The sequence below is a fragment of the Algoriphagus aquimarinus genome, assembly GCF_007997215.1.
In the GTDB taxonomy this organism is placed as follows: domain Bacteria; phylum Bacteroidota; class Bacteroidia; order Cytophagales; family Cyclobacteriaceae; genus Algoriphagus; species Algoriphagus aquimarinus_A.
This window is the reverse complement of sequence record NZ_VORW01000024.1, coordinates 18,275-40,525: the sequence shown is the minus strand read 5'-3', so window position 1 is coordinate 40,525 and position 22,251 is coordinate 18,275. Positions and strand designations below refer to the sequence as shown.

At 41.2% G+C, this 22,251-nt stretch carries 20 protein-coding genes and 1 pseudogene; 14 read left to right on the top strand and 7 right to left on the bottom strand.

What is annotated here, in order from left to right; genetic code table 11:
* Window positions 1-36: 36 nt before the first annotated feature.
* From ESV85_RS20065 to ESV85_RS20050, 4 genes are all read right to left on the bottom strand, one after another.
* Window positions 37-474 (bottom strand): ATP-dependent zinc protease, encoded by a 438-nt coding sequence (locus ESV85_RS20065; RefSeq protein WP_146920801.1) that lies wholly within the window; start codon window positions 472-474, stop codon window positions 37-39.
* 1 nt (window position 475) lies between these two features.
* The gene (locus ESV85_RS20060; protein WP_317130810.1) at window positions 476-1,642 is read right to left on the bottom strand and encodes a DNA polymerase III subunit; all 1,167 of its coding nucleotides are present in this window, start codon (window positions 1,640-1,642) and stop codon (window positions 476-478) included.
* The gene (locus ESV85_RS20055) at window positions 1,624-2,820 is read right to left on the bottom strand and encodes a GlmU family protein (protein WP_146920799.1); all 1,197 of its coding nucleotides are present in this window, start codon (window positions 2,818-2,820) and stop codon (window positions 1,624-1,626) included. Before ESV85_RS20055 ends, ESV85_RS20060 begins: the two co-directional genes overlap by 19 nt.
* A 69-nt stretch (window positions 2,821-2,889) precedes the next feature.
* Complete coding sequence (locus ESV85_RS20050) at window positions 2,890-3,138, bottom strand: type B 50S ribosomal protein L31 (RefSeq protein ID WP_057939325.1); 249 nt, start codon at window positions 3,136-3,138, stop codon at window positions 2,890-2,892.
* 284 nt (window positions 3,139-3,422) lie between these two features.
* Between ESV85_RS20050 and ESV85_RS20045 the strand changes: the two genes are divergently transcribed.
* The 7 genes and pseudogenes from ESV85_RS20045 to ESV85_RS20015 all read left to right on the top strand — a co-directional run bounded on the left by ESV85_RS20045 (window position 3,423) and on the right by ESV85_RS20015 (window position 11,175).
* Window positions 3,423-5,123: a hypothetical protein gene (locus ESV85_RS20045; protein ID WP_223276061.1), complete on the top strand. Its 1,701-nt coding sequence runs from the start codon at window positions 3,423-3,425 to the stop codon at window positions 5,121-5,123.
* Between the two features lie 60 nt (window positions 5,124-5,183).
* Window positions 5,184-7,016, top strand: coding sequence for an ABC transporter ATP-binding protein (locus ESV85_RS20040; RefSeq protein ID WP_146920798.1), 1,833 nt, complete (start codon window positions 5,184-5,186; stop codon window positions 7,014-7,016).
* Window positions 7,017-7,045: 29 nt separating this feature from the next.
* Window positions 7,046-7,414, top strand: coding sequence for a hypothetical protein (locus ESV85_RS20035; protein ID WP_146920796.1), 369 nt, complete (start codon window positions 7,046-7,048; stop codon window positions 7,412-7,414).
* A 63-nt stretch (window positions 7,415-7,477) separates the two neighbouring features.
* The gene (locus ESV85_RS20030; RefSeq protein WP_146920794.1) at window positions 7,478-9,016 is read left to right on the top strand and encodes a YifB family Mg chelatase-like AAA ATPase; all 1,539 of its coding nucleotides are present in this window, start codon (window positions 7,478-7,480) and stop codon (window positions 9,014-9,016) included.
* A gap of 231 nt (window positions 9,017-9,247) precedes the next feature.
* Window positions 9,248-9,693: pseudogene (locus tag ESV85_RS22800) on the top strand (DUF2214 family protein).
* A 61-nt stretch (window positions 9,694-9,754) separates the two neighbouring features.
* The gene (locus ESV85_RS20020; RefSeq protein WP_146920792.1) at window positions 9,755-10,489 is read left to right on the top strand and encodes an MBL fold metallo-hydrolase; all 735 of its coding nucleotides are present in this window, start codon (window positions 9,755-9,757) and stop codon (window positions 10,487-10,489) included.
* Between the two features lie 170 nt (window positions 10,490-10,659).
* Entirely contained in the window at window positions 10,660-11,175 is a 516-nt protein-coding gene (locus ESV85_RS20015) for a VOC family protein (RefSeq protein ID WP_146920790.1), read from the top strand.
* Between the two features lies 1 nt (window position 11,176).
* Here the strand turns inward: ESV85_RS20015 and ESV85_RS20010 are convergent, their stop codons facing one another.
* Entirely contained in the window at window positions 11,177-12,277 is a 1,101-nt protein-coding gene (locus ESV85_RS20010) for a trans-sulfuration enzyme family protein (RefSeq protein WP_146920789.1), read from the bottom strand.
* Between the two features lie 549 nt (window positions 12,278-12,826).
* Window positions 12,827-13,303 (bottom strand): DUF4293 domain-containing protein, encoded by a 477-nt coding sequence (locus ESV85_RS20005; RefSeq protein ID WP_146920787.1) that lies wholly within the window; start codon window positions 13,301-13,303, stop codon window positions 12,827-12,829.
* 102 nt (window positions 13,304-13,405) lie between these two features.
* Between ESV85_RS20005 and truA the strand changes: the two genes are divergently transcribed.
* From truA to hemE, 6 genes are all read left to right on the top strand, one after another.
* Window positions 13,406-14,164, top strand: coding sequence for a tRNA pseudouridine(38-40) synthase TruA (gene truA, locus ESV85_RS20000; protein WP_146920785.1), 759 nt, complete (start codon window positions 13,406-13,408; stop codon window positions 14,162-14,164).
* A 6-nt stretch (window positions 14,165-14,170) separates the two neighbouring features.
* Window positions 14,171-15,943 (top strand): ABC transporter ATP-binding protein, encoded by a 1,773-nt coding sequence (locus tag ESV85_RS19995; RefSeq protein ID WP_146920783.1) that lies wholly within the window; start codon window positions 14,171-14,173, stop codon window positions 15,941-15,943.
* Between the two features lie 29 nt (window positions 15,944-15,972).
* Window positions 15,973-16,569, top strand: a complete 597-nt coding sequence (locus ESV85_RS19990; RefSeq protein WP_317130809.1) for a hypothetical protein — start codon at window positions 15,973-15,975, stop codon at window positions 16,567-16,569.
* Window positions 16,570-16,571: 2 nt separating this feature from the next.
* Window positions 16,572-17,087 carry a hypothetical protein gene (locus tag ESV85_RS19985; RefSeq protein WP_146920779.1) on the top strand — a complete coding sequence of 172 codons (516 nt, stop codon included), beginning with the start codon at window positions 16,572-16,574 and terminating at the stop codon, window positions 17,085-17,087.
* 80 nt (window positions 17,088-17,167) lie between these two features.
* Window positions 17,168-17,704, top strand: coding sequence for a hypothetical protein (locus ESV85_RS19980; protein ID WP_146920777.1), 537 nt, complete (start codon window positions 17,168-17,170; stop codon window positions 17,702-17,704).
* 123 nt (window positions 17,705-17,827) lie between these two features.
* Window positions 17,828-18,850 (top strand): uroporphyrinogen decarboxylase, encoded by a 1,023-nt coding sequence (hemE, locus tag ESV85_RS19975; protein WP_146920775.1) that lies wholly within the window; start codon window positions 17,828-17,830, stop codon window positions 18,848-18,850.
* A 122-nt stretch (window positions 18,851-18,972) separates the two neighbouring features.
* On the opposite strand, the gene ESV85_RS19970 is transcribed toward hemE, so the two are convergent.
* Complete coding sequence (locus ESV85_RS19970; RefSeq protein ID WP_146920773.1) at window positions 18,973-19,779, bottom strand: MOSC domain-containing protein; 807 nt, start codon at window positions 19,777-19,779, stop codon at window positions 18,973-18,975.
* Window positions 19,780-20,217: 438 nt separating this feature from the next.
* Between ESV85_RS19970 and dnaK the strand changes: the two genes are divergently transcribed.
* Window positions 20,218-22,131, top strand: a complete 1,914-nt coding sequence (gene dnaK / locus ESV85_RS19965; RefSeq protein WP_146920771.1) for a molecular chaperone DnaK — start codon at window positions 20,218-20,220, stop codon at window positions 22,129-22,131.
* Window positions 22,132-22,251: the final 120 nt, after the last annotated feature.

The window sequence follows — 22,251 nt, the reverse complement described above, 5'->3', positions numbered from 1 at the left end:
TCTCTTACTTGACTCGTAAGGTAAATCAGTATTTACTTATTTCTTTCTGTATTGTTTAGCCAAATTGACTTTACATACATCTACAAGAAAACGATTTCTTAGGATTTTTCGCCCGAGGAGGATGGCATTTCTCATGCTCGACCGATCCGAAAGCGTGAATTCTGCGGAATAGGTCTCATTAGCTAGCTCAAAGGTAGTCTCGATCAAATAGCGAATCTCAGCATGACCAAAGGAATTTTTCACTTTTTTTTCTCTGAAATGCTCAAAGGTAACCACCTTCCCAGTAAATGATTTGTGACCAGGAAGTAAAGGCAGAAATTTCAACACGCGCTTCCCATCAATTTCAACCACTTCCAAATTCTCCGCATGAATACTACTCGTATATGCTCCTGTATCCACTTTAGCCCAGACTAGATTTAATCCTAACTCTGGAAGAGAGACTTTTTCCTTTCTGCCAATTATTTTTCGATCCATTTCAGCTGATTTTTGCCATCAATTTGGCCACATTCATAGAAAGATCCGTGAAGATAAATTTAGCATTGCCATTTCTTTCCAAATGATAATGAGCCATGTTGAATTCCCCATAAAGCTTACCCACGTGCTCCTCCTTCAGTACTTTCCCACTGATATTATTCACAAAGGCACGATCCTCATCATGCGTACGAAGAAGCTGATCCAAACCAGCATTCTTTAACAGAATCTCACGAAGGACATTCAGTCCCGTCAACATTAGTGATTTTTGGGCTTCTTTATCTGACTTGTGAAAATCATCCGCTAACCCAAAAATGCTTTTGAAATCTGCCTTATAGCAGGACAAAAACCACTCTCTGATTTTTTTCACCTGAAGATCTTCTACCTGATCCACTAATCTGTATGCTTCACGGAGATTCCCATCTGCAAGCATTGCGATTTGATCTGCAGAGGATTCGTCAGCAAGTCCCTTAGTGATAAGATGGCTTTTCACTTCTTCATCCGAGAAACCTCTAATCGTCACTTTCTGCGTTCTAGAAAGTATAGTTGTGAGTAACTGGTCTGCTTGACTGGTCACTAGGATAAAAAGCGTTTTAGGCTGCGGCTCTTCGAGAATTTTCAGAAGCGCATTTGCTGCGGAAGGATGAAGAAATTCCGGTGCCCAAATCATCATTATTTTATAGCCTCCCTCGAAGGACATCAAAGAAAGGGCTTGAATGATTTTGCGTGCGGCTCCTTTGGAGATATTTAATTGCTTCTTTTCGAAATTATTAAAATAGATAAAGTCATGTACATTTCCGTAAGGTTGCTCTATCGCGAATTTCCTCCAACTGGTCAATACATCTATCTTTTCCTCATCTTCCTTATCGTCTTCCTTTACCTTGGCTATAGTCGGAAAAGCAAAGTTTAAGTCAGGCACAACCAATCTACTCATCCGCTGGCAGGAAGAACACTCACCACAAGAGTCCATTTCTCCAGGCTTTTCGCAGTACAAATAAGTACACAGCGCCAGCGCCATAGTCAAATTAGCGGAACCTTCAGGCCCGTGAAATAACAATGCATGCGCCAAATGATTGTTTTTGACAGCATTGATCAGGTTTTCTTTGGTCTCGGGAAGCCCCGGTATATCTGCGAATTGCATGGAATAATTAATCAGGATGTGGTTTCCCAAATTCTATAGTTTTTGGACATTTCGAAAATCAAACGCAATATTTCTTGTTCTTCTGCATCCAACTCAAGCCCTCTTCTTGCCACTACGGCTTTTGCTGTTTCTAGAAACTTCGGAAACAAAAAGGTAGAAAATCCTTCTTCTCCACCCCAGGCAAAGGAAGGGATAAATTTACGCGGAAATCCTGGACCGAAAACATTGGATCCAATACCGACTACAGTTCCTGTGTTGAACATGGTATTGATACCACATTTGGAGTGATCTCCCATCATCAAGCCACAAAACTGCAAACCCGTATTGGCATAATTCCCAACGGTGTAATCCCACAATTTCACTGGAGAATAATTGTTTTTCAAGTTGCTTGTGTTTGTGTCAGCGCCCATATTACACCATTCCCCGATCACAGAATTGCCCAAGAAACCTTCATGACCTTTATTGCTAAAGCCAAAGATCACTGAGTTGGATACTTCGCCACCTACTTTGCAGTGTGGTCCAACGGTAGTATCCCCTTTTATTTTCGCCCCCATGTTGATGGTAGAGCTTTCGCAAAGCGCAAATGGCCCACGAATTAATGACCCCTCTTGAATCTCTGTGTTTTTACCAATATAAATCGGCCCACCGTCAGCATTCAAAACTGTGGCACGGATCACAGCACCTTCCTCAATGAAGATATTTTCGGGAGAATATAACTTAGTATGAGGGTCGGTGATCTTAGCGGATTTTCTTCCTTGAGTAATCAGATCAAAATCCTTTCTGATTTCAGCACCATTGAATTGGAAGATATTCCAGGTCTTCAATAGAAGTGTTGGCTCATAATCCATCTGGATGATTTCTTTACTCTTCACAGCACCCAGATTCTTTTCGGTTTCGCCGATATAAGTAGCGATCAGAGTTTTACCGAAATAGAGTGCCTGATTAGAAGAAAGTGATTTTATCAAGGCAAGACTTCTGCTATCAGGAAGCAAAGCGCCATTTATAGCGAGTGCATTTCCTGATTTAGGAGGGAATTTCTTTTGAAGATAGTCTTGCGTGAGAAATGAAATTGAAGCTCCAGTTACCCTCTCCCATTTCTCAGAGATTTTCAAGATCCCGATGCGGATATCCGCCACCGGTCTGGTAAAAGTAAAGGGGAGCAATGATCCGCGAATGGCGGGGTCATCAAACAACAAAATAGAGTCCATGTGGCAAAAATAAAAAAGTCTCCCGGAATCCATGCTCCGGGAGACTTTTTAGCCTGAGATAAGGAAGAATTACTTCTTCTGAGCGTATCTTCTGTTGAATTTCTCAACACGACCCGCAGTATCAAGCATCATTTTCTTACCAGTGTAGAAAGGATGAGACTGAGAGCTCACTTCCACTTTAAACAAAGGGTATTCGTTGCCATCTTCCCAAGTGATTGTTTCGCTTGTTTCGATAGTTGATTTCGTAAGAAATTTAAACTCGCTAGAAGTGTCGTAGAAAACGACGTCTCTGTAGTTTGGATGGATATCAGCTTTCATATTATTGCTAGTTATTATGTACGTCTTTCAAATGAGGCACAAAGCTACCCTTTTTCAGAAAATCCACCAAATCTTTATCAAGTATTTCTAAGTCAATTGATCAAAAGGATTTAAAAAGGGGATTTCTAGACACAAATGAAGGGCTTTAGCCTCAAAAATAAAATAAATATTACCCAGTTTTGGATGCAAAAATACTTACGCCCCTCTAAACTCCTGACATATGCTATAATTTCAAACCTCTTTAATAGTATTTCATTTTCAGGAATGTTTTTTAGATTTAGCCAATGCTAAAGCCATACAGTCACAACCCAAAGTTCCGGTTGCTTATATTTATAGGCACATTTTTGCTTCCATTTTTCACTTTTGCACAGGGAAGCTATATTCCATTCGATCGGGATTACTATCACAAAATCGAGCGTTATGAAATCCTAAAAGGAAGTAATAACTCGATGTTCCATACTGGAACAAAACCCTACCGAAGAGATCATGTAGCCCAATTCCTTGACAGCATTGCTAATGACGCCGTCATCCGCACCAGTGTAGATCGCTTTAATCTGGCATATTTAAGTCAGGACAATTGGGAATTTGTGAGCAGAGAAACTCCTGAGTCCGAAAAACCTTTCCTGAATAAACTTTATAGAAGGCCGGGAGATTTGGGACACTATTATAGTGAGGAGTTTGATATTCATGTGAGTCCTGTTCTATACCTAAACGGCGGCATCGAACCAAACAATGACCAAAACCCTAACCGTCTCTCTAGAGGCGTAGTCTTGCGTGGATCAATAGATAAAAAAGTGGGTTTTTATACGTATTTCACTTCCTCTGAGACATTTTTTCCCAGTTGGGTAAAAGGCTATGCAGAGCATAATGGAGCTGTGCCCGGCGAAGGATTTTGGAAGGAATACAATTCGGATGGATACAGCTATTTCTCAGCTTTGGGACATGTAAGTTTCAACATCACCAAGCATATCCAAGTGGAATTAGGTCATGACCGTAACTTTATCGGAGAAGGATATCGATCTTTCCTGCTCTCTGACTTTTCCAATCCCTACATGTTTGTGAAATTAAACACGCAGATATGGAAATTCCAATTGACAAATATCTGGACTCAGATGACTGCCGACGTGGATTACGACAGAGGGAGACCAACCGACGGTAGATATCCACAGAAATGGTTCTCCTTTCATCGTTTAGGCCTGAATGTTGGGAAAAACTTCAACCTGGGATTCTTCGAGTCAGTGATGACTGATAAAGCAGATTTCAATTATTACAATCCTATTGTTTTTTACCGATGGGTGGAGCAATCACTCGGAACTCCAGACAAAGTCATGCTAGGAATGGATTATAAGTGGAATCTCTACCCATCTATGCAGCTTTATGGGCAATTCGCGCTTGACGAATTTGTATTCTCTGAGTTTTTCGGCCAAGACGGGAAAAACTCCAAACGAAATAAATATGGACTTCAAGCAGGGTTCAAATACATTGACCTATTTAAGATTTCAAATCTTGATTTGCAGTTGGAATACAATTCCGCAAGACCCTATACATTCCAAGAGAAAGTCGACTATCAGTCATATAGCAATTGGCAAACGCCACTTACTCACCCAAGAGGAGCTAATTTCCGCGAAATGCTGGGTATCATCAGATATCAGCCAATCCCTAAACTGAATCTTACACTTCAAACTATGTATCAACTGTACGGAGGAGATCCTGATGAGGAAACAAACTGGGGAGGAGATATTTTGAAAAATAGACTTGAGGGAAGTCCCACCGGATTATTTGGTAACGTGATCGGGCAGGGAATCGAAAACAAAGTGATTCAGACAAATCTTAATGTTAGCTATATGCTTCGCCACAACTTCTTTATCGATGCATCCCATACTTTCCGTAGAAGAACTGCACAGGATCTAGACAGTCCAGAGACCAAGCAATACCTACAATTAGCCTTCCGGTGGAACTTTATCCGACCAGATTACAACTATTAACAAGGAACCTCCACTGCCATTTTTGCGTAACTTGCGTGATTATTCCATGAATACTAGTTTATGAAGACCTATCTGCGAATTCTTTCTTATGCCAAGCCATACGGGAAGTTCGTGCCTACTTATATTATTTATGCCTTCCTTTCCATCGTTTTTGGCCTACTGAATTTCACGCTCCTAAAGCCACTTTTCGATGTGATCTTTGAGCAGATAGATCCTGAGTCTCTGGCGAAATATGCGGAGAAACCTGAGTTCAGCTTTTCCATAGAATACTTTTCACATCTCTTCAATTACAACTTCCTCCAAGTCGCTGAAGAATATGGGAAAATGGGCTCATTGTATTACGTCTGCATTATCATCGTAATTTCAGTTTTTCTTTCAAACCTCTTCACTTATTTATCAGGAGTAGTTTTAGCTAAAGTGCGAGCAGTGGTTATCAAGCGGATGCGAATGGACATTTTCTCGCAGGTCAGTAAGCTTCACATTGGCTACTTTTCCAATGAGCGAAAAGGTGATCTCATGTCAAAAATGACCAATGATGTGCAGGAGGTAGAAAACACCATTGTGCAGTCTCTGCGTGTCGTTTTTCGTGAGCCTGTGACCATTATTCTATATTTCTCAGTGCTCTTTTTTATGTCTGCCAAGTTGACACTTTTCACCATTCTGATCATCCCGATCACAGGAGCGATCATAGGCGGAATTACACGAAGACTTAAGAAAAAAGCGGTGCAAAGTCAGGAATCTCTGGGCAGAATTGTAAATATTCTGGACGAAACTCTAGGCGGAATGCGCGTGATCAAAGCCTTCAACGCAGAAGGCTTCATGAAAAAGAAGTTTGATGGGGAAACGGATTTCTATGCCGATGTCAATGTGAACATGGCCCGTAAGAATGAGCTAGCCTCTCCTATTTCACAGTTTTTAGGTGTATTCGTAGTCGCTGGAATTCTGGTTTACGGAGGTAGTATGGTACTTAGCGGCAACTCAGATTTGGGAGCTTCGGACTTCATTACCTACATCATTATTTTCACACAAGTGCTGAATCCGGCCAAAGAAATCTCTAGAGCTGTGAGCAGCATTCAGAGAGGAATCGCATCTGCGGAGCGGGTTTTCACTGTTGTAGATACTCCTTCGCAAATTAAATCTCCGGCATCACCTTCGGTTCTCAATACGTTTGAACATTCAGTTGAATTCAAAAAGGTAAACTTTGCTTATGAAGACCAACTAGTGTTGAAGAATATCAGCTTTACGCTAAATCGAGGTAAAACTATTGCTTTGGTGGGACCTTCAGGTGGAGGAAAATCTACCTTGGCTGATCTTGTGCCACGGTTTTATGACCCTAGCGAAGGTGAAATTTTACTCGACGGCAATAATCTGAAAGATTTCAATCTAAAAGATTTGCGTAGCCTAATGGGGATTGTGACTCAAGAGTCCATCCTATTTAACGACACCGTTTTTAATAACATCGCATTCGGAGTAGAAGGAGCTACAGTAGCCCAAGTGTTGGAAGCCGCCAAAATTGCCAACGCCCATGAATTTATTGAGACAATGGAAGATGGCTATCAAACCAGCATTGGAGAGCGAGGTTCTAAGCTCTCTGGTGGTCAACGTCAGCGCTTAAGTATCGCAAGAGCCGTCCTGAAAAACCCTCCAATTCTGATACTCGATGAGGCGACTTCCGCCTTGGATTCCGAATCAGAACATTTGGTACAGGAAGCACTAACCAAATTAATGAGTAATAGAACAACCCTTGTAATCGCACATAGATTGAGCACGATTCAGCACGCTGATGAAATCTTGGTGATCGAACGCGGAGAAATCGTTCAAAGAGGTACTCATACCGATTTGAGCCAAGTTGAGGGCTTGTACCAGAAACTTTCTAGTATTCAGTCGGTTTAGTATATTCGTTAAACTTAATTTTAAAACCCATGAAAAAACTTCACCAAATCCTCCAAATAGCCCTTTTGGTCTATTTTGGTGCTTTTCTTATTTTCTTCATAGCTTTTGATACTCTAGGAGGAATCTTTGGAATGGATGAAATCACATCAGATTCCATGGTGACCATTATACTGATTGGCTTTATCCTTTTTCTGGCAGCTTGGGGAAGCAGCTACGCTGCCTACGCTAGTCTAGCTTCAACTATTAAGAAAATGGAAATTGATGCAAATTCTTTGAAAGCTAAAATCTACGATTTTGAGCATCCAAGAATTCCAACTAGCCAGCCTACAAAACCTACAATCCCAACTGATACGGATCAAAGTACCCTTCCTCCAAGACAAAATATTATGGATAAGTAATATTTTGAATTTGTCAAACTAGTATATTGAGGAGGCCAATCAGGTCTCCTTTTTTTATATCATATGGTAGCGAAAACTTTTGGAAGCGCAGTATCTGGAGTAGATGCAAACATCATCACAATAGAAGTGAATGTAGGACAAGGCACCAGTTTCTTCATGGTTGGCCTCCCCGATTCTGCTGTGAAGGAATCTCAGCAACGGGTGGAGAGTGCATTGAAATATTTTGGCTATAGAATGCCTCGCCAAAAAGTAGTAATTAATCTGGCCCCAGCAGACATTCGTAAGGAAGGCTCAGCATATGATTTACCCATTGCCATGGGGATTTTGCAAGCTTCCGAGCAGGTAGAGTTCCCTACTTTGGGCGACTATGTAATCATGGGAGAGCTTTCTCTAGATGGTAATCTCAGACCGATCAAAGGCGTTTTGCCTATTGCCATTGAAGCAAGAAAGAAAGGATTCAAGGGTTTTATTCTACCTGTAGAAAATGCTAAAGAAGCGTCTATTGTCAATAACTTGGACATCATAGCAGTAGAAACAATCCAACAAGCCACTGACTTTTTGATGGGCGAATTGGAAATAGTACCGCTAGTAACCGATACACGAGAGATTTTCTACCATTCGCTGGACGACATCGAGTTTGATTTTGCAGATGTGCAAGGTCAGGAAAACATCAAACGGGCGTTGGAAATTGCAGCCGCAGGTGGGCATAACGTAATCATGATCGGACCTCCAGGAGCGGGTAAGACCATGCTAGCCAAACGACTTCCTTCAATTCTTCCGCCTTTAACTTTGGTCGAAGCTCTGGAAACGACAAAGATTCATTCCGTCGCAGGGAAACTTGGCAAAAACGGATCATTGCTTGCCAATCGCCCTTTTCGATCACCTCACCACACCATTAGCGATGTTGCATTGGTGGGTGGAGGAGGAAATCCTCAGCCAGGAGAAATTTCCCTTGCCCATAATGGTGTATTATTTCTAGACGAATTACCAGAATTCAAGCGTGGAGTACTGGAAGTTATGCGTCAACCGCTGGAAGAAAGAAGGGTAACGATTTCCAGAGCGAAAGTTTCGGTAGAATTTCCCGCGAACTTTATGCTGATCGCCAGTATGAATCCATGCCCTTGCGGGTATTATAATCATCCTGAGAAAGAATGTGTCTGCGGTCCAGGAATCGTACAGCGCTATTTGAACAAAGTTTCAGGGCCTCTTTTAGACCGTATCGATCTGCATGTGGAAGTTACTCCTGTGAAGTTTGATGAGATGACCTCCACCCGAAAAACTGAATCCAGCAAAGAGATCCGTGAGCGTGTGATCCAAGGCAGAGAACGTCAGAAAGAACGGTTTAAAGACAATCCTGAAGTCTTCTGCAATGCCATGATGCCATCGCATATCACTAAGCAAATCTGTCAGATCAACGAAGCTGGAAAAATGCTTCTGAAAACCGCCATGGAGCGATTGGGATTATCAGCTCGTGCTTACGACAGAATATTGAAAGTAGCCCGAACCATAGCTGATATCTCAGGATCTGAAGAGATCAAAGTCGAGCATTTGGCGGAAGCGATACAGTATAGAAGTTTGGATAGAGAAGGCTGGGCGGGTTAGGAATTTAAAATGATGAAATTTGAAGTTTAAAGTAACATTTACGAAATCAGCTTTGGCGTTTTATCCGTCAGAAATGGAAACTTCGGTCAAAAAATTTTTGACACTATATACATCCATGAAACATCTGGTGATTTCAGACAAGTCCCGTTAGGAACAAACTATGGGTGGAATTTTAAATAATAGTGGACCCGCTGTGCCGTTAGGTATGGCACTATAACAAACACATTTTCCATGTCCCTCGAAATCCTCCTCCGATACCTTCATTTTACTAGCATTTTCGCGATTGTTGGCTCCCTGGCTTCTGAGCATCTTTTGCTGAAAAAAGCACTGAGCCGAAAAGAAATTAAAAAAATTGCTACTATCGACGGGGTTTATGGAATGGGTGCTTAACCCTTTTGCCTGTCGGTCTTACGCTGTGGTTGGGTGGACATGGAAAACCTACCGAATTTTATACTTACAATTTCATCTTCCATATCAAAATCACTCTTTTTGCCATTATCGGAATACTATCAATTTACCCTACTGTCTTTTTCATCAAGAACAGAAAAGGTGACCCTGATGAAATTGTTCAAATCCCAAAAACAATTATTATGCTGCTGAGGTTAGAACTCCTGCTATTATTCATTATCCCTCTCCTGGCCGGATTGATGGCAAAAGGAATCGGGTATTTTGGATAATGGTACAAAACCTTACATTACCATTGCATTTAGTCAATTTTCAAAAAATCAACTTAGAACTATGAAATATCTCACTTTACTCCTTCTATTTATCTCCTTTGGAGCATTTTCGCAGGATATGATTCCTGCTAAAAAAGGAGATGTAACGATCAATCCAATCACGCACGGCACTTTAGTACTAGAGCATGACAGCCAAGTTATTTACGTGGATCCCTATGGAGGTGCAGCTGCTTTTGAAGGACAGAAGAAGCCAACCTTGGTACTGATCACGGACATTCACGGGGATCATCTCAACCAAGAAACACTTGATGGCCTGGATCTTTCTGACGCAACTATCATAGCACCACAAGCAGTAGCCGATCAGCTTACCCAAGGAACTGGGAAAAACGTAGTCATTATGAGTAATGGCCAGTCTAAAGCTGTCAATGGAATTAAGATTGAGGCACTTGCCATGTATAATCTTCCAGAAAGTTCTGAATCTCCACACACAAAAGGTCGCGGAAATGGATACATAATTCATCTTGGCGGGAAACAGTTTTACATCTCTGGAGATACAGAGGACATTCCCGAAATGAGAGCATTGAAGAACATTGATGTCGCTTTTGTTTGTATGAATCTCCCTTATACTATGGATGTGGATCAGGCAGCAAGTGCTGTTTCTGAATTCAAGCCTACTATTGTATATCCATACCATTACAGAGGAACGAATGGGTTGAGCGATGTGGAAAAATTCAAAAATTTGGTAAATGAGGCAGCGCCAAATGTGGATGTACGTCTTAGAAACTGGTACCAATAAACGGTAAATCATAAAAAGATGGCGGAATAGATTAACTTCTATTCCGCCATTTTTCATTTTAGCCCTTCTAACATCACCCGTTATAAACTGAGATGATGGTGAAAGGAATAGGCAGTTTCTGATTTCATTTTTTTATATTCCACTGCTAATCAAACCCAAAATCGCCGATCATGAAATTATCCCTACCAAAATTACTCAGCGCAGTTCTCTTTCTTGCAATTGGTTTAACGGCAGGGATCGCTGTGGGAACAAAGCTACACGCGGATGAGAAAGGGGGAATCCTCGGCATCAATCATATCGCCATTGTGGCGGAGGATTTTGAGAAATCAGTCAGTTATTATAGGGACACCTTAGGTTTTCCATTGGCTATTGAATACAAAGATGACAAGGGAAATCCTGCATTTTCCTATTTCCAAGTGAGTAAAAGCACCTTTATAGAACTTGTACCCGCGACAGCAAACAGACCTGCTGGCCTTGAGCATTTCGGTTTGGAAACTAGTGGTACGGAATCTTTACTAGACCATCTTCGAGATTTGGGTCTGGACATCAATAGTCCAAGAATCAGCACGTTGACAGGAATCCACATAGGAACCACCAAAGACATGGATGGTGTAAATATTGAATTCATAGGAACTGTACCTGGCTCAGTTCATAGAAAAGCAATAGACGATTGGGATCTAAAATGATTTAAGCTAAGGCATTTTCCATGTCCTCGAGTAAGTCATCCAAATGCTCCAAACCAACCGAAACTCGGATTAGATTCTGTGGAGTCAACGTATCTGGTCCTTCCGAAGCAGCTCTTCGCTCAATCAAACTCTCTACTCCTCCAAGGCTAGTCGCATTGGTAAAATACATGAGTTTGGATATCACTCGATCGGCTACTTCTGCGCCTCCTTTTACCTGAAATGAAACAACTCCTCCAAAACCAGTCATCTGACTTGCAGCTATTTCATGACCCGGATGAGCTTTCAAACCTGGATAATAAACCTTTTCAACAGCTGAGTGATTTGAAAGGAAATTCGCCAGCACCATCGCATGCTCTGCGTGACCTTTCATACGATAAGGTAAAGTTTTGATGCTTCTGCATAGGTAATAACAATCCATCGGCGATGGCACAGCACCTCCACCGATCTGGACATTTTTCACTTTTGCCCAAAACGCATCGGCCTCTTTGGTAATCAAAGCTCCTCCCAAAATATCCGAATGTCCACCAAAATACTTGGTACTGGAATGCATCACGATATCAACCCCTAGATCAATAGGATTTTGAAAAACTGGAGTAGCAAAGGTGTTATCACAAGCTACCATTGCTCCCTTAGCTTTTGCCAGTTTCGCAACTGCACGAATGTCTGTGATTTTCAGTAAGGGATTTGAAGGCGTTTCTACCCAAACCAACTTCGTGTTAGACTGGAATGCTTTTTCCACATTCTCCAGATTTGTCATATCCACAAAAGTGGCTTCAAGAACTCCTTTGAAAATCGAAAGAATCGCATTCTTCAAGCCATGATACATGTCATCTGGAGCGATCAAATGCGAACCCGGTTCTAGCGCCTGGAACACAGAAACTCCTGCAGCATTTCCAGAAGAGAATGCAGCAGCATCCGCACCTTTCTCCAGACCTGCCAACAATTGCTCCAAAGCATGACGATTCGGATTATTTGCCCGGGCATAGATCATCGACTCAGGCTGATGAATAAAAGTGGTGCTCAGCGTGATTGGCTGGACAACTGGCTTTTCGGAATCAGAGATAATATTTCCTCCGTGGATAGCGAGTGTTTCGAGTTTCATGTGATTATAATTTGATTTTTTTTGGTCTCATAGCCTGTCCCGAACTTAATTCGGGAGAATCTCGCATGGTTGATGATCATCCTCCTTGGTGTCAACTGAGTCATGCCTGTCTGCCTAAGGAAGGCTCGATTTCATAAATTGATTGTTAATACATGCAAAAGCCTGAGCTTAAAATTACCAATATTTCCTTGAGCCAGAAAAGTTTTTGTAAAATGCCCTGAAGTCTATGTTAAAAAATTTGGTAGCCATTCCAACCTTTTGCTCATGGAGCGACTCTTTAAGGCAGAAGCACATTTATGAACAATCAAAAGCTAAACACCAACCTGATATCAAACGTCCTCAAAGGCGACAGGTCAGCGAAGCTACTTCATTGCTGAGATGACGATCAAAAAAGTGAAAGCAAGCTTAAAAATGAAATAGGTAAACAAACCAAAAGAGCCAGCGAATTGCTGGCTTTTTTGGTTTTATGTTTCTTTGAGATTGCTTCGCTCCTTCGTCGCTCGCAATGACGTAAATCTAATGTCTTGATTCTTATGTCTAAATTCTATCCTACCTGATTCTGTCCACAGATTTAAGTAAAGCCACATCTTTTCTGATGAAGCGATTGGCTAGCATATTACAGACCATAGCAGCCAAAATTGCCCAAAAACCAATTTCATACGTACCATTGTCTGCTGCGGAGATTTCTGAGTTCACTCCACTTGTGGTCAAAAAAACAATAGCAACAAGGGCAACCATCAAAAGGGAGTTAACCATATTTAGCATCATCTGTCTGCCAAGGTTTCTATATTGGAAGATCGAAATAATAGCCATAAGGCCTACAAATGAGGCCAAAGCCGCAACGTACCAATTGGAAGAAGACTGAAGCACTTCACCTGAAGCATCTAGCTGGTTCATGAATAAAGCATTGAGTTTCCAGATTTCACCGGAATCTGCTACTTCTTGTACCCACAGGTCTAAACCCAAAGTTAACCCCATGGCCACTGCCACTAGGAAAAGGAAAATTGATTGTAAGCGCTGGATCATTTCTTTCTGATTTTTTGGCAAAGAAAAGGTCTTATGACTTCATTAACAAGGAAAGCAGGTTTCTCGCCGTGATTTGATTGGGAATAGTATCTTTGCAGCCGTATGAGTGAGAGCAAAAGATATTTCCTGGACGTAAGCTACAAAGGCACACGCTATCATGGCTGGCAAATCCAAGAAAATGCATTTACAGTTCAGGAAGCCTTGGAAACTGGACTTTCTACCTATTTCAGAAATCCAATCTCTGTAATGGGTAGCGGCCGTACTGACACAGGGGTGCATGCCTATTCGCAAGTTTGCCATTTTGAGACGGATCAGGATATTGATAGAGAAAAATTTCTACGTGCGATTAATGGCATTTTGCCCAAAGACATTTCGATTAATTCTATTCGAGAAGTCAAGGCTAATGCACATGCGAGATTCAGTGCCAAAAACAGATCTTACGTGTATAGAATGATTTTGCAAAAAAGTCCTTTTATAGAAGACTATGTGTGGAGACATTACTTCAATCCAGATATAGATAGAATGAATGAGGCGGCCCGTATCCTGTTGGAATACAATGATTTTGAGTGCTTCAGTAAAATACATACAGCGGTAAAACATTTTCGCTGTGAAATAAAATCGGCTCATTGGGAACAAAAAGACGGTGAATTGCAATTTCATATAACTGCGAACCGATTTTTGCGTGGAATGGTAAGGGCAATCGTGGGAACACTTGTTTCCGTTGGACTTGGAAAAAGGGAACCTGAAGAGTTGCACCAAATTATAGAATCACGAAATCGAGAAAATGCAGGGAAATCAGCCCCCGCAAGTGGCTTGTTTTTCAGCCGAGTTGAATATTCAGAAGACATTTATTTAGACTAGTTTACCTTGAGCCTAGAACAAGAAAAAACATCATCCGGCGAGATCGTCGATTCGAAAGTACTCAAGCAGCTCTACGGTTTTGTAAAGCCATACAAACCTCAGTTCTATTTTCTGATCTTTCTTACCATTGCGCTTGCTATTTTGGCACCAACCCGGCCATACTTCATACAGATAGCAATAGATGATTATGTAGCTGTGGGTGACGCCGCAGGTCTTTTACGCATTATTTATTTGCTTGTAGGACTGATGCTTATCCAAGCATTGGTGCAGTGGGCACACACCTATTATTCTGGCTGGATTGGTCAGGTAATTATCCGTGACATCCGAGTAAAGTTGTATAAGCATCTGCTCAAGCTCCGCCTAAAATTCTTTGACAATACCCCAATCGGAAGATTGGTCACCCGTAATATTTCCGATATAGAAACCCTTGCTGACGTATTCTCTGAAGGATTGGCTGCGATTGTTGGAGATCTTCTACAGTTGGTCACTATCCTTGGCGTCATGTTTTACATTGACTGGAAACTTACGCTAGTGAGCTTATGCACCTTGCCTCTGATGATTATTTCTACTTATGTATTCAAGGAGAAAATCAAGATAACCTTCAATGATGTAAGAAATGCCGTTTCTAACCTGAATTCTTTTCTTCAGGAACATATCACGGGAATGAACATCGTGCAGATTTTCAACAGGGAAGATCGGGAGTTTGAGAAGTTTAAAGAAATAAACAAGGAGCACAGAAGAGCGCACATCCGATCTGTTCTTTATTATTCCATTTACTTCCCAGTAGCTGAAATCATCCAGGCAATAGGAATTGGCTTAGTGGTTTGGTACGGAGCTGTAGGTGTATTGGGGATGGATATTGAAATCGGTGTTTTGATTTCTTTCATCATGTATTTGCAGCTTTTCTTCAGACCTATCCGGATGATTGCTGACCGTTTCAATACATTACAGATGGGAGTGGTGAGTTCTTCCCGTATTTTCAAATTACTTGAAAGCAGGGAGCATATCGCGAATGAAGGTGACTATAAACCTGAAAAAGTAAGCGGAAATATCAAGCTTGAAAATGTGTGGTTTGCGTATGTGGACGAAGACTATGTACTGAAAGATATCAGCTTCGAAGTAGAATCCGGTCAGACAGTGGCGCTGGTAGGTGCAACAGGAGCTGGTAAATCTTCCATCATCAATCTGATTTCCAGGTTTTACGAGATCAATAAAGGTCATATTTCCATAGACGGACATGATATCCGGGAATTTGAATTAGACACGTTGCGGAAGCATATTGGCGTTGTTCTTCAGGATGTTTTCCTTTTTTCCAATACAATTTTCTACAACATCACGTTAGGTAATCCAAACATCACCCGCGAACAGGTGATGTATGCTGCGGAGCTTGCTGGCGCAAAAAGATTTATAGAAAGACTACCTGGTGGGCTTGATTACAATGTAATGGAGCGTGGCGCTACACTTTCTGTAGGTCAGCGACAATTAATCTCTTTTGTCAGAGCGATGGTTTACAATCCTGAAATCATCATTCTGGACGAGGCTACCTCATCTGTGGATACAGAAACGGAGGAATTGATACAGGAATCAATTGAAACGATGATGACAGGAAGAACGTCCATCGTAATTGCGCATAGACTATCTACTATTCAAAAAGCAGATAAAATTATTGTTCTCAATAAAGGAGAAATCGTAGAGACAGGCACGCATGATTATTTACTGGAATTAGGCGGATACTACACCCAATTGCATCAGATGCAACTTAAGACTATGGCTATCTAGCCTGATTTTTGACTTCTATTATAAAAACCATGTATCAAGTGAAATACAGATTAATTACCCTATTGGTATTGTTGCCATTCGTCAGTTTTGCACAAGAAAGAGGAGTCGGTATCCGCCTCGGGGAGCCCCTTTCAATTACCTACAAAGATTTCATCTCGGAGTACATTTCTATCGAAGGAATGATCGGTAGCGCCGGTATAAATGGAGCGAGTTATTATCAAAGAGATTTTGAAACCAACCTCCCTCAATCCAACGCATTCTACATTTCCCATAGTGCAAAAAAAGGAGTCTCTTTCAATGTGCGCTCTGCTTACCACGAGGACATCACTGACGTTTTCGGAATCACCGAGGGATACCTACTTGGATATGGAGGAGTTGGTGTACAACTGAGAACAACCAAAGTATCTTATAGCTATACGGATGGACAAACGGGAACTGGCTCAGCCATAAGGGTTGAAAACAGGACTAACGTAGATTTTGGTCCAGAGGTATTTGTGGGTGCAGAGTATTATTTTGACGATGTGCCTATCTCTATTTTTGGAGAAGCCGGATTCTTTTTGGAGTTGATTGATCGTATCGGACACATGAAGGCACAGGGCGGCGTAGGTGTTCGTTATCTTTTCTAAGAATGAAGAAAAAATTCATATTGGCCATTGGGGTCTTATCAATTCTGGTAATTGTAGGATTTTGGAGCTTCAAGAAATTAGGAGGAAATGCGCCTATCGAAATTCAGCTTATTGAGAACAAGCCAGAGAATCTTGCAGGATTAACATATAGAGGTACTCCAGCAAATGAAGAACTGGGTGAGATTTTTAATAAAATGGAGTCTCAAAAAGTGCTTCATCCAGGAAGTCATCTTCACACTATCTATGAGGTCGAGCCCGCTGGTAAACTTGACACCATGATTGTTTTTGTAGGAATTAATCAAATTCTACCAATAGATGATCTTGAATTTCGATCCTTCGAAAATGAAAGTTACTTGCTTGCAAAAATCCAAAGTAATAAATGGGTAATGCCTAGTCCAGAGACTGTAAAGGAAAAATTGTCGGAATATGCTAAAGAGAATAAGTTGGAGCTTAGTGGCGTTTATATAGACAAAATCATCTCTAAAAACGAAATTCAGGTCATCGCTCCAATCAAGTGAAAAATTGTTAAGGATTTTTAACCAACCATTTAATGGCACAATTCGTGAAAACATCTTACTAACCTTAACAAACTACTCCTATGAAAAATATCAACACATTAATCTTGGCTCTTTTTGGGCTGGTAGTATTCCAAGCTTGCGAAGGACCAGAAGGGCCTCAAGGAGCACAGGGACCTGTAGGTGAACCTGGGATAAATATTGTATCTGAAGTTTTTGAAGTTGAAGTAGATTTCAATGCTGCCAATAACTATAGTGAAATCTTTCAATTCAATCCTGTTATTGTTGAAAGCGATGTAGTGCTCTCATTCGTCCAATGGGAAGTTGATGGTGGAACTCCTATTTGGAGAGCAATGCCCCAAACTGCATATTTTCAAGAAGGAGGCATCTTAGTGTATAATTACGATTTCACTAGTAGCGATTTCAGCATATTCTTAGATGGGAATTTAGACCTGAGTACACTCAGTGCAGATTGGACAGATAATCAGGTTTTCCGTGTAGTTGTTCTTCCTGGAGATTTTGCTTCCACTAATGCTAGAATTGATTTAACTGATTACGATGCTGTCACCAAACTTCTAGGACTGACAGACGAAGACTTTAAGCGAATAGAATTAAAATAATTCTCAGAAAATATTAGTCTAAACCAACTGATTACCACAAGCTGGATCGATGTCTTACATAGGTCCAGCTTTTTTATGTAGTTATTTTCCTGCCAAAAATAATTTGGCGCTTATCTTTACACCATGCATTTGAAAAACGACCTCCTACTTCGAGCCGCCAAAGGCGAAACAACAGAAAGAACTCCCGTATGGCTGATGCGCCAAGCTGGAAGAATTTTGCCTGAATATAGAAAAGTACGAGACAGTGTAAGTGGATTCATTGAGCTTGCTCAGACTCCTGAACTAGCCGCTGAAGTGACCATCCAACCTGTGGATTTATTGGGTGTAGATGCTGCGATAATTTTTTCAGACATATTAGTGATTCCTGAGGCGATGGGGCTGCCTTATGAAATGGTAGAAAAAAGAGGCCCATTATTCCCTCAAACAGTAAGATCTGAAGCCGATCTCAAGAAGCTTCACGTTTCTGACGGATCAGAACTACGTTATGTAACTGATGCGATTAGCATCACCAAGAAAGCATTAGATGGCCGTGTACCTTTGATCGGTTTTGCGGGCGCACCTTGGACTATCTTCTCTTATATGGTGGAAGGTCATGGCAGCAAAACACTCTCAGCAGCTAGGGAGATGCTGTATACTCAACCGGCATTTTCTCATAAACTGCTTCAGATGATCACTGATAGCACAATCAATTACCTAAAAGCTCAGATCGAAGCAGGTGCACAATTAGTGCAAATCTTCGATAGTTGGGCAGGAATTCTTGGACCAAAGCAATACGCAGAATTCTCAATGCCTTATATCGCCCAGATATGTGATGCCATCACTACTGTACCAAAAACTGTCTTTGCTAAAGGAGCATTTTTTGCCCGGGAGGAAATGGGGAAATTGAATTGCGAGACAATCGGTTTGGACTGGAATATGGGCATTGCCGAATCAAGAAAACTGATTGGCTCAGAGAAAACATTACAAGGAAATCTAGATCCTGCGGCACTTTATGGCACTGCGGACCAAGTGCGCGAGGCTACCATCACAATGATGGAGCAATTCAAAGGCACAAGACACATTGCCAATCTTGGCCACGGGGTTTATCCAGATATTAATCCTGAAATGGTCAAAATCTTTATACAGACTGTAAAAGATTTCAAATAGATTAACCGCGGTGAACACGGAGTTTTTCGCGGAGTCCACAGAGTTATCCTGCTTCTCTAGAAGCAGGATTTTCTTTTTAAAACCAATCTATACAAGCTTCTTTGTTGGATGTTTATTCGGAATTACTGCAACTTAAGCTTGTCTCCGACTTTGATGATTCCGCTTGACAAAGCAATAACGTTTTGTCCAAAAAGCACTTTTTTTCCTACCTTCCTATAAGTAGCCAAAGTCTTGAGGGGCTCTGCAGCTTTGGTACCAGTATCTTGATCCACTGTAGTCATCACACAGCGAGCGCAGGGTTTAACTACCTGAAAGTCAACTTCACCAATTTGTATTTCGCTCCAAGAGTCCTCGATAAATGCCTCTCCACCAAAAAAGACAATATTTGGCCTGAAGCGATTCATAGGAACTGGGATTTCTAATTTTTCATTTAAGTCAGCCAAGGATTCTTGCCCGATAAGCAGATAAGGCATTCCATCAGCGAAACTTACTGACTCTCCATTTAGGGCATATTTAGGATCTACTTTACGTTCTGTCGACAAGGGCATTTTCACCAATCGAACCTTCATGCCAAGCGCATTACTAAACCACTCATCGATTTGAGAATTTACTAATCGAGCTGGCATATCATCATCCCATACTGTCACAGAAGAGACCTCCTCCCCTTCCTCGGTAAAAGGGATGAGTATTAACTCACTTGGATTAGAAATATGATAGACAGAAAGAGAATCCGTTCCTATCTCCACTCGTAGCAAAGCCATATTCGGGAAAGTTCGCTGGGATATAAACTGACCATTTTCATCAATCAGCATCCAACGGCGATCATATTCAAATCCCCTTTCCTCCACTTTTGCTTCAGTGAGACGTATGCCTCCCAGAGATTTTATTGGATAAATGTATAAATCTTGAATTATTAGAGAATCAGGCATGAGTTAAAAATAAGCCCCCGTAACCGAAATTCTTATATCATAGAAAAAAAATTGCCATTGCCGAAATAATTCCTTTCAGATATTCCCACATCGATGACACTATTTCCAATTCTCGATTGGCAGTCAGTACTCCCATTCCTAGCAAAATTGCCAGGCTCCATCTGCATCGTTCTTTCATATTTCCTTGTAAAAAAAGTTTCATTCTACTTAATAGATGCAGAAGTCAGCCAATTGGTTGCAATGGCAGATGCTTTTTTCTTATAAACTGCCAGTTTGGAGATTTCTTCGGAATGGATAAATGACAATTCAGTAGGTTTTTGATCCAACACATGTCAATACAACTGCCAATCTGACACAAAACCACCAAATTTCCCAGATGGCACATCCATTGAAGAAGGGGAGTAGTATCAATTCGAAACAACTTAAAATTATATAATCATGGGAAAAATCATCGGCATTGACTTAGGAACAACCAACTCCTGCGTAGCAGTAATGGAAGGTAACGAACCTGTAGTCATTCAAAACAGTGAGGGAAGAAGAACCACACCTTCTATTGTGGCTTTCCTTGACAACGGAAACGGTGAGCGTAAAGTAGGTGATCCTGCTAAGCGTCAAGCGATAACCAACCCGCAAAACACTATTTCTTCTGTTAAAAGATTCATGGGTAAAAAATTCTCTGAAGTTTCTGCAGAGAAAAAACATGCCTCATACAAAGTAGAAAAAGGACCCAACGACACTATTACAGTGAAAATTGGTGACAGATCATATACTCCACAGGAGCTTTCTGCAATGATTCTTCAGAAAATGAAGACTACAGCAGAAGATTTCTTGGGACAAGCTGTTACTGAAGCAGTAATTACTGTGCCTGCTTACTTCAATGATTCCGAGCGTCAGGCTACTAAAGAAGCTGGACAGATCGCTGGTCTAGAAGTGAAGCGTATCATCAACGAACCTACTGCTGCGGCTTTGGCATACGGGATGGACAAAAAGCATAAGGACATGAAAATCGCAGTGTATGACCTTGGTGGTGGTACATTTGACATTTCAGTTCTAGAACTTGGAGACGGTATTTTCGAAGTAAAATCTACCAACGGTGACGTTCACTTGGGTGGTGATGACTTTGATCAGGTAGTGATGAACTGGCTAGCTGAAGAGTTTATGTCTGAAGAGCAAATCGATCTTAGACTTGATCCAATGGCGCTTCAGAGATTGAAAGAAGCTTCTGAAAAAGCTAAAATTGAGCTTTCAAGCTCTGCATCTACAGAGATCAACTTGCCTTATATCACTGCAACTCAAACAGGTCCTAAGCACTTGGTGAGAACTTTGAGCAGATCGAAGTTTGAGCAACTTACTGAAGATCTTGTTAAAAGATCTATGGAACCATGTAAGAAAGCTTTGGCTGACGCAGGCATGACTCCTTCAGATATAGATGAAGTGATCTTGGTAGGTGGTTCTACTAGAATACCTAAAATCCAGGAAGAAGTTGAGAAATTCTTTGGTAAAAAACCTTCTAAAGGTGTGAACCCTGATGAAGTAGTAGCAATCGGTGCTGCGATCCAAGGTGGAGTATTGACAGGTGAAGTGAAAGATGTTCTTCTTTTGGACGTAACTCCTCTTTCTCTAGGCATCGAAACAATGGGTGGAGTATTGACCAAATTGATCGAGTCTAACACTACAATTCCTACTAAGAAATCTGAAACATTCTCTACTGCTTCGGACAATCAGCCTGCCGTAGATATCCACGTATTACAAGGTGAGCGTCCTATGGCAAAGGACAACAGAAGCATTGGTAGATTCCAGCTTTCTGACATCCCGCCAGCACAAAGAGGCGTTCCTCAAATCGAAGTGACTTTCGATATCGATGCTAACGGTATCCTAAATGTATCTGCAAAAGACAAGGGAACTGGCAAAGAGCAGAAGATCAAAATCGAAGCTTCTTCAGGACTTTCTCAGGAAGAAATCGACAGAATGAAAGCTGAAGCTGAAGCAAATGCTGTGAGTGACAAAGCTGAAAAAGAGAAAATCGACAAGATGAATCAGGCGGATAGCTTGGTATTCCAAACTGAGAAGCAGTTGAAAGAATACGGAGACAAACTTTCCGAAGGAAACAAAACTGCAATCGCAGAAGCACTTGAAACGCTTAAAACAGCTCATCAATCTCAAAACCTTGAAGGAATTGATTCCGCAATGGAAGGATTGAACAAAGCATGGGAAGCTGCTTCTACAGAAATGTACAACGCTGCTGGAGCAGAAGGAGCACAAGCTGGACCTGAATCAGGCACAGATTCTGGAACTAGCGGAGATGGTGTTTCTGATGTGGATTATGAAGAGGTAAGCGAAGAAAAAAAATAAGCTTAAATTAAAGCAACATAAACGGCATCTGTAGCGATACAGATGCCGTTCTTTGTTTAACACCTAAATAATAGAATTAGAATATCATACGAATCTTAATTCTATACTATTGGTTTTGAA

What these genes read in the sequence shown, in the direction of transcription:
- ESV85_RS20065 (WP_146920801.1), bottom strand. Translation starts at nt 474, where the DNA reads ATGGATCGAAAAATAATTGGCAGAAAGGAAAAAGTCTCTCTTCCAGAG.
- ESV85_RS20055 (WP_146920799.1), bottom strand. Translation starts at nt 2,820, where the DNA reads ATGGACTCTATTTTGTTGTTTGATGACCCCGCCATTCGCGGATCATTG.
- ESV85_RS20050 (WP_057939325.1), bottom strand. Translation starts at nt 3,138, where the DNA reads ATGAAAGCTGATATCCATCCAAACTACAGAGACGTCGTTTTCTACGAC.
- ESV85_RS20045 (WP_223276061.1), top strand. Translation starts at nt 3,423, where the DNA reads ATGCTAAAGCCATACAGTCACAACCCAAAGTTCCGGTTGCTTATATTT.
- ESV85_RS20040 (WP_146920798.1), top strand. Translation starts at nt 5,184, where the DNA reads ATGAAGACCTATCTGCGAATTCTTTCTTATGCCAAGCCATACGGGAAG.
- ESV85_RS20035 (WP_146920796.1), top strand. Translation starts at nt 7,046, where the DNA reads ATGAAAAAACTTCACCAAATCCTCCAAATAGCCCTTTTGGTCTATTTT.
- ESV85_RS20030 (WP_146920794.1), top strand. Translation starts at nt 7,478, where the DNA reads ATGGTAGCGAAAACTTTTGGAAGCGCAGTATCTGGAGTAGATGCAAAC.
- ESV85_RS20020 (WP_146920792.1), top strand. Translation starts at nt 9,755, where the DNA reads ATGAAATATCTCACTTTACTCCTTCTATTTATCTCCTTTGGAGCATTT.
- ESV85_RS20015 (WP_146920790.1), top strand. Translation starts at nt 10,660, where the DNA reads ATGAAATTATCCCTACCAAAATTACTCAGCGCAGTTCTCTTTCTTGCA.
- ESV85_RS20010 (WP_146920789.1), bottom strand. Translation starts at nt 12,277, where the DNA reads ATGAAACTCGAAACACTCGCTATCCACGGAGGAAATATTATCTCTGAT.
- ESV85_RS20005 (WP_146920787.1), bottom strand. Translation starts at nt 13,303, where the DNA reads ATGATCCAGCGCTTACAATCAATTTTCCTTTTCCTAGTGGCAGTGGCC.
- truA (WP_146920785.1), top strand. Translation starts at nt 13,406, where the DNA reads ATGAGTGAGAGCAAAAGATATTTCCTGGACGTAAGCTACAAAGGCACA.
- ESV85_RS19990 (WP_317130809.1), top strand. Translation starts at nt 15,973, where the DNA reads ATGTATCAAGTGAAATACAGATTAATTACCCTATTGGTATTGTTGCCA.
- ESV85_RS19985 (WP_146920779.1), top strand. Translation starts at nt 16,572, where the DNA reads ATGAAGAAAAAATTCATATTGGCCATTGGGGTCTTATCAATTCTGGTA.
- ESV85_RS19980 (WP_146920777.1), top strand. Translation starts at nt 17,168, where the DNA reads ATGAAAAATATCAACACATTAATCTTGGCTCTTTTTGGGCTGGTAGTA.
- hemE (WP_146920775.1), top strand. Translation starts at nt 17,828, where the DNA reads ATGCATTTGAAAAACGACCTCCTACTTCGAGCCGCCAAAGGCGAAACA.
- ESV85_RS19970 (WP_146920773.1), bottom strand. Translation starts at nt 19,779, where the DNA reads ATGCCTGATTCTCTAATAATTCAAGATTTATACATTTATCCAATAAAA.
- dnaK (WP_146920771.1), top strand. Translation starts at nt 20,218, where the DNA reads ATGGGAAAAATCATCGGCATTGACTTAGGAACAACCAACTCCTGCGTA.